Source organism: Burkholderia sp. BCC1640 (genome assembly GCF_902833125.1).
Taxonomy (GTDB): domain Bacteria; phylum Pseudomonadota; class Gammaproteobacteria; order Burkholderiales; family Burkholderiaceae; genus Burkholderia; species Burkholderia diffusa.
On the sequence record NZ_CADFEF010000001.1, the window covers coordinates 514,691 to 527,178 of the forward strand.

The 12,488-nt window shown below is 65.1% G+C and carries 13 protein-coding genes; 7 read left to right on the forward strand and 6 right to left on the reverse strand.

What is annotated here, in order from left to right:
• Positions 1 to 10 precede the first annotated feature (10 nt).
• Positions 11 to 394: a DUF4902 domain-containing protein gene (locus tag HWX25_RS02355; RefSeq protein WP_175906825.1), complete on the reverse strand. Its 384-nt coding sequence runs from the start codon at positions 392 to 394 to the stop codon at positions 11 to 13.
• Between the two features lie 509 nt (positions 395 to 903).
• Here HWX25_RS02355 and HWX25_RS02360 point away from each other — a divergent pair.
• The 3 genes from HWX25_RS02360 to HWX25_RS02370 all read left to right on the forward strand — a co-directional run bounded on the left by HWX25_RS02360 (position 904) and on the right by HWX25_RS02370 (position 3,851).
• Positions 904 to 1,617: a LuxR family transcriptional regulator gene (locus tag HWX25_RS02360; protein ID WP_059532258.1), complete on the forward strand. Its 714-nt coding sequence runs from the start codon at positions 904 to 906 to the stop codon at positions 1,615 to 1,617.
• A 209-nt stretch (positions 1,618 to 1,826) separates the two neighbouring features.
• Positions 1,827 to 3,173 carry an MFS transporter gene (locus HWX25_RS02365; protein ID WP_175906827.1) on the forward strand — a complete coding sequence of 449 codons (1,347 nt, stop codon included), beginning with the start codon at positions 1,827 to 1,829 and terminating at the stop codon, positions 3,171 to 3,173.
• Between the two features lie 105 nt (positions 3,174 to 3,278).
• The gene (locus HWX25_RS02370) at positions 3,279 to 3,851 is read left to right on the forward strand and encodes a PAS and helix-turn-helix domain-containing protein (protein WP_059818573.1); all 573 of its coding nucleotides are present in this window, start codon (positions 3,279 to 3,281) and stop codon (positions 3,849 to 3,851) included.
• 123 nt (positions 3,852 to 3,974) lie between these two features.
• Here HWX25_RS02370 and HWX25_RS02375 read toward each other — a convergent pair whose 3' ends face one another.
• From HWX25_RS02375 to HWX25_RS02390, 4 genes are all read right to left on the reverse strand, one after another.
• Positions 3,975 to 5,147 carry an FAD-binding oxidoreductase gene (locus HWX25_RS02375; protein ID WP_059819713.1) on the reverse strand — a complete coding sequence of 391 codons (1,173 nt, stop codon included), beginning with the start codon at positions 5,145 to 5,147 and terminating at the stop codon, positions 3,975 to 3,977.
• Positions 5,148 to 5,341: 194 nt separating this feature from the next.
• Positions 5,342 to 6,493: a branched-chain amino acid ABC transporter substrate-binding protein gene (locus HWX25_RS02380; RefSeq protein WP_175906828.1), complete on the reverse strand. Its 1,152-nt coding sequence runs from the start codon at positions 6,491 to 6,493 to the stop codon at positions 5,342 to 5,344.
• Positions 6,494 to 6,920: 427 nt separating this feature from the next.
• Positions 6,921 to 7,112 carry a CsbD family protein gene (locus tag HWX25_RS02385; protein ID WP_059532268.1) on the reverse strand — a complete coding sequence of 64 codons (192 nt, stop codon included), beginning with the start codon at positions 7,110 to 7,112 and terminating at the stop codon, positions 6,921 to 6,923.
• 155 nt (positions 7,113 to 7,267) lie between these two features.
• A complete protein-coding gene (locus tag HWX25_RS02390; RefSeq protein ID WP_175906830.1) occupies positions 7,268 to 8,812 on the reverse strand; it encodes a helix-turn-helix transcriptional regulator in 1,545 nt (514 codons plus the stop codon).
• Positions 8,813 to 9,216: 404 nt separating this feature from the next.
• On the opposite strand from HWX25_RS02390, the gene HWX25_RS02395 reads away from it, so the two are divergent.
• Genes HWX25_RS02395 through HWX25_RS02405 form a run of 3 tightly spaced genes read left to right on the forward strand, consistent with a single transcriptional unit; the run spans position 9,217 to position 10,037 of the window.
• Positions 9,217 to 9,381 carry a hypothetical protein gene (locus HWX25_RS02395; protein WP_167357956.1) on the forward strand — a complete coding sequence of 55 codons (165 nt, stop codon included), beginning with the start codon at positions 9,217 to 9,219 and terminating at the stop codon, positions 9,379 to 9,381.
• Between the two features lie 57 nt (positions 9,382 to 9,438).
• A complete protein-coding gene (locus tag HWX25_RS02400) occupies positions 9,439 to 9,786 on the forward strand; it encodes a BON domain-containing protein (RefSeq protein ID WP_059819716.1) in 348 nt (115 codons plus the stop codon).
• 53 nt (positions 9,787 to 9,839) lie between these two features.
• The gene (locus HWX25_RS02405) at positions 9,840 to 10,037 is read left to right on the forward strand and encodes a CsbD family protein (RefSeq protein ID WP_059819717.1); all 198 of its coding nucleotides are present in this window, start codon (positions 9,840 to 9,842) and stop codon (positions 10,035 to 10,037) included.
• 228 nt (positions 10,038 to 10,265) lie between these two features.
• On the opposite strand, the gene HWX25_RS02410 is transcribed toward HWX25_RS02405, so the two are convergent.
• Positions 10,266 to 11,294 carry a DUF1338 domain-containing protein gene (locus tag HWX25_RS02410; RefSeq protein ID WP_059690385.1) on the reverse strand — a complete coding sequence of 343 codons (1,029 nt, stop codon included), beginning with the start codon at positions 11,292 to 11,294 and terminating at the stop codon, positions 10,266 to 10,268.
• Between the two features lie 227 nt (positions 11,295 to 11,521).
• On the opposite strand from HWX25_RS02410, the gene HWX25_RS02415 reads away from it, so the two are divergent.
• Positions 11,522 to 12,478, forward strand: coding sequence for a LysR family transcriptional regulator (locus HWX25_RS02415; RefSeq protein WP_175906832.1), 957 nt, complete (start codon positions 11,522 to 11,524; stop codon positions 12,476 to 12,478).
• Positions 12,479 to 12,488 lie beyond the last annotated feature (10 nt).

The window sequence follows — 12,488 nt, forward strand, 5'->3', positions numbered from 1 at the left end:
GAACACAGAATCAGTGATCGGCAACAATGGCCGATTCAAGTTCGCGTTGACGCATTCCCGAGCACAGCCAGTTCTGGATCAACGCCCGGCTGTATCGCGCGCCATAATCGTCGCCGTCCGTGTCGAGGAGCATGACGTTGCTGCTGACGTCGTCCGTCCCGACTTTCACGTCGGACCGCCCCGCTGCCACGTACCATACGCAGCCGACGCTCGCGGCGGGTTGCGTCTCGGTGCAGACCAGCTCGTAGTAGCCGGCATTGACGGCGCTGATCCCCTCACCCCATAAGTCATGTAGCAAATCCGGGGCTTGCTGACACATATGTTGACGGAAACGCAGCGCGTAGAACGCGGGCAGGGTCAATCGCACATATCCGTCATTCAGCTTTTTTGGCATGTTCGTTCTCACAACGTGGCACCTGTTAAAATTCGCACGGCATAGTTCTGACAAGATTAGCAGCAGAAGCCGGCCACAAGGCCTTTCAACGCTCGTAGCGCTCCTGTTACGACTTGAATATCCGCTGCCATCACGTACGGGTTATTTACAATTATTACAGACCATCCGGGGAATGCCATTGCATCACGCACGGTCACCGCGAGCGGAAATTGCCCGATGACGCATCGATCATGAAGCAATTCCAGGATTTTCGAATTTGCGACTCCCGAAATTGAAACGCTCTGTGCGATCCAGATATATACCTACCCACATGCAAGATCCCGAAATTCGATCAACGGAAAGTCCCTACGCCATCTCGAAATCGATTCAATAAGAATTTGCATTCGACGTCATGTTTGCCGCTCGATACGTCGAAGCGTGAGACCAGCCCCTGAACGACTTTTGAAGGACCGGCCAACGCCCCTGGCAACACGATTCCTTGGGGCACGATTGACCGCAAAGGTAACGATATGCATGCATGGAAAGAAAAGTATCTGAATGGATACGCCGCGGCAAAATCCGAGGCCGACGTGTTTTTGGAGTTTTCGGCGGACGTGCGCGCCCTTGGATTCGAGTACTGTTCGTTCGGTCTGCGCATTCCGTTCCCGGTGACCAATCCGCAGTTCATGCTGCAGTCCAACTATCCGGAGACGTGGGTCACGCGTTATGTGAGTCAGAACTACTTTGCCGTCGACCCGACCGTCCGACACGGGCTCAGCCAGTTGATGCCATTGATCTGGCGTGCCGACACCCAGACTCAAAGCATCGAATTCTGGAAGGAGGCGGATCATTTCGGCTTGCGCCACGGCTGGTGCATGCCGTCCGTCAGCCGAACCGGCGCGATTGGACTCGTGACCATGGTGCGGTCGAGCGAGCCGATCGACGAGTGTGAGCTCGAGCAAAAGGGATACCAGATGTCATGGCTCGCGAACACCGCCAACTGTGCGATGAGCATGCATCTGCTCGCGCAGCGCGCGCCCGAATATGCCGTCGAGTTGACCGCTCGCGAGCGGGAGTCGCTGCAATGGTCTGCCGCCGGGAAAACCTACGTCGAGATCGGCAAGATCATGCATGTCGACGAGCGCACCGTGAAGTTTCACCTCGTCAATGCGATGCGCAAGCTGAATGCGACCAACAAGACCGAGGCCGCGGTCAAGGCGACAATTCTGGGACTCCTGTTCTGACGCCATTCTCTTCACCGGCCGCGCGGAACCATGCTCGCGGGACGGAAACACCGTCAAAACGGCAACGCCGGTTGCCCGTTCCAATACCCGTCGGCCCCGCCCCCCGCCCCCGATTACCTAGGTAATTGACACGTATGGACCTAGGTAATTGGCGTCCCTACCATGGTTTTCGACGCGAATCCAAGCGCCCACATGAAGAGGACACGACCATGACCACCCAGGACGTCGATACCCGCACGCTACGACGCGTGATCGCCGCAGCGTCGATCGGCAATTTCGTCGAATGGTTCGATTTCGCCGCATACGGCTTTCTCGCCACCATCCTGACGCGCGAATTCTTCCCCAGCGGCGACCCCACGGTCGGGCTCCTGAAAACGTTCGCGGTGTTCGCGGTGGCCTTCGCGTTCCGCCCGCTGGGCGGCCTCGTCTTCGGTGTGATCGGCGACCGGATCGGACGCAAGCGCACCCTTGCGCTGACGATCCTGATGATGGCCGGCTCGACGACGTTGATCGGCCTGCTGCCGACCTACGCGAGCATCGGCTACTGGGCACCGTTGCTGCTCACGATCATTCGCTGCGTCCAGGGGTTCTCGGCAGGCGGTGAATATGCCGGCGCATGCGCGTACGTGATGGAACATGCACCGCGCCGCCGCCGCGCCTTCTTCGGCAGCTTCGTGCCGGTATCGACCTTCTCGTCGTTCGCTTGCGCGGCAGTGGTGGCCTATCTGCTCGAATCGTCGCTGTCGTCGCAGGCAATGGTCGAATGGGGCTGGCGCGTGCCGTTCCTGATCGCGGCGCCGGTCGGCCTCATCGGCGTCTACCTGCGTGTCAGCCTGAATGAAACGCCCGCGTTCCAGGCGCTCGAAGGCAAGCACGACATCGCGCATGCGCCGTTGATGGAAACGCTGCATTCGCAGTCGAAGAATATCCTGAAGCTCGGCGCGTTCGTGTCCGTGACGGCGCTGTCGTTCTACACGTTCACGACGTATTTCGCGACCTACCTTCAAGTCGCCGGGCACCTGTCTCGCGGCACGTCGCTTCTCGTGACGGTGCTCGCGCTCTTCTTCGCCGCGGCCCTGTGCCCGGTCGCCGGCTTCTTCTCCGACCTCGTCGGCCGCCGCGCGACGATCGCCACGACCGGCATCTTCATCATCGTGTCGGTTTATCCGGCGTTCTCGCTCGGCGGCTCGGGCGTGCTGTCGCAATCGCTGATCGGCGTCGCGCTGCTTGCGATCGGCGCGGTGTTCTCGGGCGTGGTGACGGCGCCGCTGATGTCGGAAGTGTTCGCGACGAAAACGCGCTACACGGCATCGGCGATCACGTACAACCTCGCCTACACGATCTTCGGCGGTACCGCGCCGCTCGTCGCCACATGGCTGATCGCCGCGACCGGCACCAACCTGTCGCCCGCGTATTACCTGATCGCCGTGTCGATCTTCGCGATGATCGGCGGCCTGGCGCTGCCGGAAACGTCGAAGACGGCGCTCGAGGAAGCCGGTCCGGCGACCGCGGGCGCCGCTCGGGCCGCCAAGCGCGGCGTCTCGGGCGCCGTTTGAGCACGGGCCACGGATGAGTTGCCTGCAGGCGCTACCGCTACAATCCGGCAGGAGCAAACCCGCCCGATAGCCTTGGTCCGAACACGGTTCGGACCCGTCGACACGATGCCGACCATGACCGACACGATGCCAAGCCTCGACTACGAAGATCTCTTCAGGCATCTGCCCGTCGCGGCCATCGTCGCCAGAGAACGCATCATGGTCGACTGCAACGAGAAGGCGCTGCAACTGTTCCGGGCCACCCGCGACGACATCGTCGACCAGTCGTTCGCGAAGCTGTATCCGCAGCGGAAGGACTTCGCGACGACGGGCCGCCGCCTCGCGCCGCTGCTCGCGAAACATGCGGGGTTCAGCGATGACCGCATCATGCGTCGCGTCGACGGCAGTCATTTCTGGGTCACCGTATGCGGCTTCGGCTACAACTCGAAGCGGCCCTTCGAGCTGGCCATCTGGACCTTCACCGACCTGTCGGAGAACGCAAAGCATCCCGACGTCGCCAGCACGTTGACCGATCGCGAGCGCGACGTCGCGGCATTCCTGGTTCACGGCCTGACCAGCAAGGAAATCGGCAAGGAACTGAGCATCAGCCCGCGCACGGTCGATATTCATCGTGCGAGCTTGTTGAGGAAGTACGAGGTACGCACGACCCACGAACTGATCACGTGCCTGCTGGCGTGAGTTGCGCGCGCAGGAACGGCGCATCCGGCATCCCGCTCCGAAAAAAAGCCCGGCAAAGCCGGGCCAATCAGATTGAGACACAAGGAGAATCCCGCCCACCCCACACCGGGCGGTCACGCCGCGCTACACGACGTTCTTTTCGACGATCGGCCGGTTTTCGAGCACACGCTCCCAGCCGAGCGACGACAGGTCGAGCGATTCATACCGCCCGCCCAGGATCAGTTCACTCACGCCACGCCCCGTCGCGGGCCCTTGCTGCAGCCCGTGTCCGCTATACCCGTTCGCGAATACGACGTTGTCGAGTTCGGGGTGATATCCGATGATCGCGTTGTGATCGAACACGTTGTACTCGTAGTACCCGGACCAGCAGTTCTCCACGCGCAGCGCTTCGAACTCCGGCACGCGATTCGCGAGCGTCGGCCAGATCACCTCGTCGAACAGGTCGTGATCGACCTCGTCGAGCGGCAGGTCGTCGGGATCGCGATCCGGGCTCGGCGACGTCCCGCAAATGTACGTGCGCCCTTCCGGCCGGAAATACACGCCCGTCGGATCGATCAGCAGCGGGCAATCGGTCAGCTTCGCCGGCGACGACACGTTGAAGATGCTGCGACGCCGCGCATACACGGGAATGTCGATGCCCATCATCGACGACAGCGTGCGCGTCCACGCGCCGGCCGCATTGACGAGCGTGTCGCATGCGTAGCGCTCGCCGTCGTTCGTCACCACGTGCGTGATCTTGCGACCGTCGCGAACGACGCCGGTCACATCGGCCGGCACATACCGCGCGCCCAGTGCTTGCGCCTTCTTGCGCAGCGCCTGCACGAGCCCGTAACCGTCGAACCACCCTTCGCCGCTCACGCCATAAGCGCCCGACACGAGATCGTCGACGTTCAGCCACGGAAACTTCGCGCGCAGCGCATCGCGATCCATCAACCGGATATCGGCGCCGAGCTTCGTCTGCAGCGCGTGGTTCTCGCGCAGCGTCGCATCGCCCGCCGGCGTCGCGAGAAACAGGTAACCGCCTTCGTGCAGATCGATCGACGGCCGCGTGCCGTCGACCTCGAGCCGTTCGCCGATCGTGCGCAGGAAGTCGATCCCGAACAGCGACATCTCGATCGACAGCGGCGTCGAGAACTGCTGGCGAATCGACGCGGCCGACAGCGCCGACGACGACTTCGCATAGGTGGGATCGCGTTCGATGACGGTCACGGACACCGTCGGATCGGTAGCGCGCAGGAAATAGGCGATCGAGCTGCCGATCACACCACCGCCGACGATGACGACTTGAGAACTCACGACTGACTCCAGTTACACGTATAAGGCGCGGCCGGCCGGCCGCGCCCGAAGGTTGTTCGTGCCGCGTCGCGCGCGGCGTCGTGCGAGCAGGCCACTCGGCGAATCGCCCCGACGTGCGCCGCGACCGCATCCGATCGCTTCGGCTATTTCAGCACGTCCTGCATCGCCGCGAAAGTCCGCGCGCGTTCGGGTATTCAGTCCGCCGTTTGCGTGGTAACGGGCTGCCACGCGGCGTTCTTTACTTCATACAGCGTCGAGCTCGGGTTCTTCAGGTCGCCCGTGCTCGTGAACGCGATCGTGCCGGTGATGCCGTCGTAGCGCGTGCCCTTCAGCGCGCCGTTGAAATCGGCCGGCTTCGTCGAGTTCGCCTTCTGCATCGCGTTGATCGCGATCCACGTCGCGTCGTACGCGAACGGCGCATACGCGAGCATGTCGACGCCGTACTTCTGCTTGAATTTCGTTTCGAACTGCTTGCCTTTCGCGAGACGCGCGAGCGGCTGCCCGTATTCCCACACGGCCGCGCCTTCGGCCGCGTTGCCGGCGAGCTTGATGAAGTTCGCGTTCATCACGCCGCCGCCGGCCAGGAACTGCGCGCGGATGCCGAGCTGACGCATGCGCTTGACCAGCATCGCGGACTGCGCGTCGAGGCCGCCGAAAAACACCAGGTCGGCATTCGTACTCTTGATCTTGGTGAGCTGCGCGCTGAAGTCGACGGCTTTGTCGTTCGTGAATTCGCGCGCGACGATCGTGCCGCCGTTCGCCTTCGCGGCCTTTTCGAATTCGTCGGCTTCGCCCTGGCCGAACGCGGTGCGGTCGTCGATGATCGCGATGCGCTTCGCCTTGGTCACGCTCGCCGCATACGCACCGGCATTGCCGGCGTTCTGCGCGTCGGTCGCGATCACGCGATAGACGGTGCCGAGGCCGGCGCGCGTGATGTCGGGATTGGTCGCCGACGGCGTGATCATCGGAATGCCGGCCTTCGCGTAGAGCTTCGACGCGGGCAGCGTCGTGCCGGAATTGAAGTGGCCGATCACGACGGCCACCTGCGCGTCGGTCAGTTGCTGCGCGGCCTGCACGCCGATGCGCGGATCGCTCTGGTCGTCCTGCGACGCGACGACGAACTTCACCGGCTTGCCGCCGATCGTCGTGTGCGCGGCGTTCGCCTCGTCGACGGCCATGCGCACGCCGTTCTCGATGTCCTTGCCGTATGCGGCGCCGCCGCCGGTCAGCGGCACGGCCACGCCGACCTTGACGACCGTCTCCTGCGCGCGGGCCGCGCCGGTCTGGAACGCGAGGATCGCGGCGGTCAGTGCAATGCCGGAAAGCGAACGAATGCGGAACGTCATCGGCCAATCCTTCTTCTGTGGGTCGGGATGCGACACGCGATCATCGCGCGCCGGCGACCTCCCGCGTGCCGGTGATTTTTCCGTCGCCGGCGTGCCGCCGATGGCGCGTCACTTGCCGGTCGATCACCGCGGTTCCGTCTCCGGGAAACCTGTCGGCGCGAAAGAGGTGAACCGATTGTGGGTAGCCAATACGCGTGCAGCAAACGAAATATCGGAACTATGTTGTGAGGAATTGTCATCAAGTGCCGACGCTACCGAGGGCACGCGGCCCGCGCGACGGCGGGCCGGGAAGAGGAAATGTCAGCGGGATGCGCGCATGCCGCGTTGCATCGGGCCTGCCCGGGTAATGCAGATGGAGCATCACCGCCGTATCGGGCAGCGGCAATGCACCGCACATCGCGCGATTCGGTCGCGGGCGCCGGGCCGGTCAATGCCTGTCGGTGCCCGTCTGCTTGCGCACCGCATCGGCCGCCTCGCCGGCCTTCTCCTGAATCTTGCCAGCCTGCTGTTCCGCCACGCCTTCCGCTTCCGTCTCGCGGTCGCCCGTCACCTTGCCGAGCGCTTCCTTGACCGAACCCTTCACCTGTTTGAGTTTGCCTTCGATGCGATTCCTGTCCATGGTCGTCTCCTGCGATGAGTTGGGGAGAGAGCCGACGGCACGGCAGCCTGCGCCGCACCGCCGAGTGGACAGGATCGCAGCCGCGCGCCGCGCGCGGCAGATGCGGATGCACCAGCCTGCATGGTGCATTCGCACCGATGGCCCGACGCCCGGCGTCAGTCCTTGCCGTTCGCGCCGCCCTTGTCGGCGCCCTTTTCGCCTCGCGCGCCGTTCGCGTCGGATGCGCCGACGATCCCGCGCTCGCGCGCCCATACGATCGCCTCGCCGCGGCTATGCACGTCGAGCTTCGCGTAGATCGTCGCGACGTGATTGCGGACCGTGTTCGGCGCGAGCCCGAGGCGCGCGGCGATCTCCTTGTCGGCGAGGCCGTGACACAACAGGTCGAACACGTCGCGCTCGCGCGCGGTGAGGTCCGACAGCTGCGCGCCCGCGTCCGGCGCATTCGCGCGGCGCACGTTCGCCAGTTTTTCGATCAACGTGCGGCTGAACCACGACGCGTCCTGCATCGCGGTCTCGATCGCGTAGACGAGTTCCATCTCGGTGCGCTTGCGATCGCTGATGTCGAGCAGCGCGATCAGCAGGCAATCCTGCCCGTGAATCGCGACCGGTTCGGCCGACACGACGCAATCGCGTACGTCGCCGTCGCGCGTGCGGATCTGCACGTCCGCGTTGCGCACGTTGCCGTCGCGCGCGAGCTGGCCGTCGATGCACTGCCGGGCGCCGCGTTCGGCCCACAGCCCGATCTCGTCCGCGGACTTGCCGAGCAGATCGTCGCGCGCATGGCCGGCCATCGCGACGAAGGCATCGTTCACGTCGAGCAGCTCGAAGCGGTCGGCCGTGACGATCGCGGTTGCGACCGGCGCCATCCGGAACGCCTTCGCGAAACGCTCTTCGCTCTGCCGCAGCGCAAGCTCGGCCTGCTTGCGCGGCTCGAGATCCATGAACGTGAACAGCATGCACGCCTCGCCGTTCATGTCGATCGGCTGACCGGCGACCACCACCGCTTTCGTGCCGCCGTCCGCGCGCTTGAGCACGGCCTCCATCTGCGGGATCGTCGCGCCCTCGCCCAGCCGCTCGATCGCGAGTTCGCGCTGCTCGGCGTGTTCGAGCACGTCGAGTTCGTAGACGGAGCGGCCGAGCACGTCGTCGCGCGCATGGCCCGTCATCTCGAGGAAGCCTTGATTGACCTTCACGTAGCGCAGGTCGTCGAGCCGGCAGATCACGGCCGGCGCCGGGTTCGCGTTGAACGTGCGCTCGAAGCGGTCCTCGGCGCTCGCCCATTCCGTCGCATCGTGCAGCACGAGCGCGAGGCAGTCGGGCTCACCGGCCGCGTTCGTCAGCACGAGGCTGCGGATGCGGTGAACCCAGCTCACGTTCTCGTCGGCGGCCGATTCGACTTCGACGGTCACGTCGCCGAATTCCTCGCCCGCGATCACGCGATCCATCGGATAGTGGCCGTCGCGCACCGGATGGTTGTTCCGGTAGCGCAGCCGGAAGCGCTCGCGATACTCGGTGACGTCCGCGCCGAGCGCGTCGAGCTCGGTGACGCCGTGCATCGCGAGCGCGGCCTCGTTCGCCCACACGATGCGCTGGTCGGGTTCGATGAGGATCACGCCCTCGGTGAGCCCCGCGATGATCTGGTGCAGCTGGCGCCGGTCGGTATGCGACTTGAGCGCCTGTTCGTTGACTCGTTCGTCCATGGGTCGGTGGTCCACGTGGTCGACAGGGTTGCCGGGTCGGTCGCGTCCGCGCCGATGCGCGCCAGCCTGCTCCGGCCGGCGCGTGCACGCGATGATCGCGTGCGGCCGACGCAAGCGACAGGCGCGGATGCACCATGCGCAATAGTACATTCGCATGCCGCACAGGCTGCGTGCGCCATCCCGCCGAGCCACGCGCGGCACGGCTTGCGCGCCGGCATCCCGCATCGCGCGCATCACCACGCACACGACGCACTTCCCGTTCCCGCTCCTTCGTTCCGTCCCCGTGCAAACGCACTAGCCGATCCGGTGAATTTGCGCGATGTCCGCGTGCATTCGCGCCGGTACGCTGGTACTGCATCGGCGCCCACGCGCCGCCCTTTCATACCGCAGAGGAGGATCACCTGATGAAGCTCCATCAGACACCCGATCCGACGCGCCCCGAGCCGGCCCCGGACAATCCGCCCGAACCCTCGCCCGGCACCGATCCGCCGGTGCCGCTGCCGCCCGACGTGCCGCGCCCCGACATGCCGCCGCGCGAGCCCGGCTACGACACGCCGATCGCGCGGTAACGCGCGGCGCGCCTGCGCAGATTCCCCATCCACCACGCCAATCGAAGGAGCACATCCATGAACAAGACCTCGAACCTGTCGGCGCTGCTCGCCGTCAGCGCGGCGTTCCTGCTTTGCGCCGCTCCGCTCACGAACGCACAGGCGGCGTCGTCGACCGACGACGGCATGAAGACCGAATCGAACCAGCCCGTCACCGACACGTGGATCACGACCAAGGTGAAGAGCGAACTCGCGACCACGGATGGCGTGAAAAGCATCCACGTCGGCGTGAAGACGGTCGACGGCGTCGTCACGCTGACGGGCGTGCTGCCGTCGAGGGTTGCGGTGAAGAAGGCCGTCGCCGTGACGCGCTCGATCAAGGGCGTGAAGCACGTCGACGCATCCGGCCTGAAGGCGAAGGCCTGAACTGTCGCGCGGCCGAGCGCCGCGCTTTTTTCCCCTTACTCCAGGAGCACACCATGAACGAAGACAAGATCAAGGGTCAATGGAAGCAGCTGACCGGCAAGCTGAAGGCCAAGTGGGGCAAGCTGACCGACGACGATCTCGCGGTCGCCGAAGGCAACCGCGACTATCTGACCGGCCGGATCCAGGAACGTTACGGGATCGCGCGCGACGAGGCCGAGAAGCAGTTGAAGGAATTCGATCGCGAGCTTTGACGCGCCGGTCGTCTCACCCCGCCGCGATGCGTCCTGCGTCGCGGCCACGCGGAGGACCACGACATGGGCAAATATCTGATCGCATGGCTGCTCGGCGTACCGCTCGGCGTGCTGGTGCTGTTCTATCTGGTCACGCACCTGTTCTGACGATCGCGGCGCCCATCCAATGCAAACGGGCCGGCGGCTGTCATCAGCCGCCGGCCCGTTCGTCTGCATGCGTCGTCGCGCTTACTTCGCCGCGTTCGCCGTCATCTTGAAGATGCCTTGCGCGTTGCCCGCGTCGAAACGCAGGTCCGTCACCCAGCGGCGCGCCGCCTGGTCGAACGTGCGGCGGCGCGTGATGAATTCGTAGAACGAGCCCGGCACGTTGCGCTTCACGGTCCCGCCGTCGCGCGTGCGGAATTCGCGCTCGACGATGTCCGCGCGATACGCGGTCTGGAACACGCGGCCCGAACGCGAGCGCTCGACTTCCGGCTTCATCGGCCGGCCCTTCGCCTTCTCGTCGTCGGACAGCTTGAACACGTCGGTCACGCGATCGGTCGCGTGGTTGAACGCGTTGCCTTCGGTCGCGATCCACGCCATCTCGGCCGATTCGAGCAGCAGCGTCTCGTAGTCGAGTTCGCTCGGCAGGTCGTGCTGGCGCGCGAACGCGCCGACGATCTCCGGCAGCAGCGCATGCGCGGCGTCGAGCGGCAGCCAGCCTTCGCGCTCGATCTCCCACAGCAACGCGACGGCCGCCGGCGACAGCGGATCGCGCGACGAGCTCACGACGTTCGTCACGGCCTGCTGGAATTCCCGGGAGAAGCGCTCCGGATGCAGTTCGCTGACGAAGAATTGCGCGATCTCGTCCGGCGCATCTTCATGCGCATACGCGCGGCCGGTCATGCCGAGCTTGTCGAGCGGATAACGGCCGTTCAGGCGGAAGCCGAGCGGACGCAGGATGCGCGTGAACGCGGCTTCGCCCGGCGGCAGCGCGCCCGTGTGCGGCCAGCGCACCGTGCGCAGCGCGCCGTGGTCGAAGTAGACCGAGCCGCCGTTTTCGATCGCGTCGGCCGTGTATGCGCGGCCGTTCGCCGAACGTTCGAGCAGCCCTTCGAACAGCGCCATGTTCATCGCCTGCGCGATCTCCGCGCGCGTGACGACGTCGGTTTCCCATTCGTCGAGGATGGCCGGCATGTTCAGGGTCGCGAACAGGGCGTCGGTCTTCGCCTGTCCCAGCAGCTTCGTCAGCAGGCTCTCGATATTCGGATTGCGCATCAGGATTCTCGTGTTCGGGGGACCGCCGGCAAGCGTGCCGGCAACTCGAATGGCCGGCCGCCCAGCGGGCGCCTGGCCTTGCGTGGGATGCATTATTCAAAGGGTTGCAGCGGGGCGTAAAGCGAGATTAAATTGACACGTGATGAGTTTTTGGAATTATCGGCCGTCTCCGCATTCGTCCTCCGGCCCGCCGCGGGCGGGTCCGTTCGTCAGACAAAACGAGCATCATGCGCAAATTCAAGATCCCCAACATGGGTGCGCTCGTGGCTTTCGAAGCCGCGGCGCGCCACGAGAGCTTCACGCACGCGGCCAAGGAGCTGTTCCTGACCGAAAGCGCGGTATCGCGGCAGATCGCGACGCTCGAGGCAAGCCTCGGCGTGCGGCTGTTCGCGCGCGTGAAGCAGCGCGTCGTGCTGACGCGCGCCGGCAAACTGTACGGCACGCAGGTGCGGCGCGCGCTGGAGGCGCTCGATCGCGACACGCTGTCGATCATCGCGCACGGCAGCGGCGGCGGCTACCTGGAGCTCGCGGTGCTGCCGACCTTCGCGTCGCACTGGCTGATCCCGCGCATCAAGAGTTTCTACGACCGCACGCCGGACGTGCGCGTGAACATGGGCAGCCGCACCGACCTGTTCTCGTTCGAGGACACGCACTTCGAGGCCGCGATCCACTACGGCAAGCCGACCTGGCCCGGCACGTCGTCCGACTACCTGTTCGGCGAGGAAGTCGTGCCGATCTGCTCTCCCGCGCTGCTCGACGGGCCGGTCGAACGCGTGGAGGATCTGCTGGCGTATCCGCTGCTGCACTCGACCACGCGTCCCGGCGCTTGGGCGCAGTGGTTCGAGACGCATGGCGTCGAGGACATCCGCACGATGCAGGGCGTGCGCTACGAGCTGCACACGATGCTGATCAGCGCGGCCGCGGCCGGGCTCGGGATCGCGCTGGTGCCGAAGTTCTTCGTCGAGGAACAGTTGCAGCAGCTCGGCCTCGTCGTGCCGTGCGACGCGGCGACGGTCGGCGATTCGGCGTACTACCTCGTGTATCCGACGGAGTTCAGTCACAGCAAGCCGCTGGAGTCGTTTCGTGCGTGGTTGCTGGAGCAGGCGAGCGCGTATGCGGCGCCGGGGCGGGAGGGGGAGGGGGAAGAGGACGGCGACGCGGAGGATGACGAGGACGTCGAGTAACAGCGCTTCC

Excerpts from the sequence above, each read along its gene's own strand:
- HWX25_RS02355 (WP_175906825.1), bottom strand. The coding sequence starts at position 394 with ATGCCAAAAAAGCTGAATGACGGATATGTGCGATTGACCCTGCCCGCG.
- HWX25_RS02360 (WP_059532258.1), top strand. The coding sequence starts at position 904 with ATGCATGCATGGAAAGAAAAGTATCTGAATGGATACGCCGCGGCAAAA.
- HWX25_RS02365 (WP_175906827.1), top strand. The coding sequence starts at position 1,827 with ATGACCACCCAGGACGTCGATACCCGCACGCTACGACGCGTGATCGCC.
- HWX25_RS02370 (WP_059818573.1), top strand. The coding sequence starts at position 3,279 with ATGCCGACCATGACCGACACGATGCCAAGCCTCGACTACGAAGATCTC.
- HWX25_RS02380 (WP_175906828.1), bottom strand. The coding sequence starts at position 6,493 with ATGACGTTCCGCATTCGTTCGCTTTCCGGCATTGCACTGACCGCCGCG.
- HWX25_RS02385 (WP_059532268.1), bottom strand. The coding sequence starts at position 7,112 with ATGGACAGGAATCGCATCGAAGGCAAACTCAAACAGGTGAAGGGTTCG.
- HWX25_RS02390 (WP_175906830.1), bottom strand. The coding sequence starts at position 8,812 with ATGGACGAACGAGTCAACGAACAGGCGCTCAAGTCGCATACCGACCGG.
- HWX25_RS02395 (WP_167357956.1), top strand. The coding sequence starts at position 9,217 with ATGAAGCTCCATCAGACACCCGATCCGACGCGCCCCGAGCCGGCCCCG.
- HWX25_RS02400 (WP_059819716.1), top strand. The coding sequence starts at position 9,439 with ATGAACAAGACCTCGAACCTGTCGGCGCTGCTCGCCGTCAGCGCGGCG.
- HWX25_RS02405 (WP_059819717.1), top strand. The coding sequence starts at position 9,840 with ATGAACGAAGACAAGATCAAGGGTCAATGGAAGCAGCTGACCGGCAAG.
- HWX25_RS02410 (WP_059690385.1), bottom strand. The coding sequence starts at position 11,294 with ATGCGCAATCCGAATATCGAGAGCCTGCTGACGAAGCTGCTGGGACAG.
- HWX25_RS02415 (WP_175906832.1), top strand. The coding sequence starts at position 11,522 with ATGCGCAAATTCAAGATCCCCAACATGGGTGCGCTCGTGGCTTTCGAA.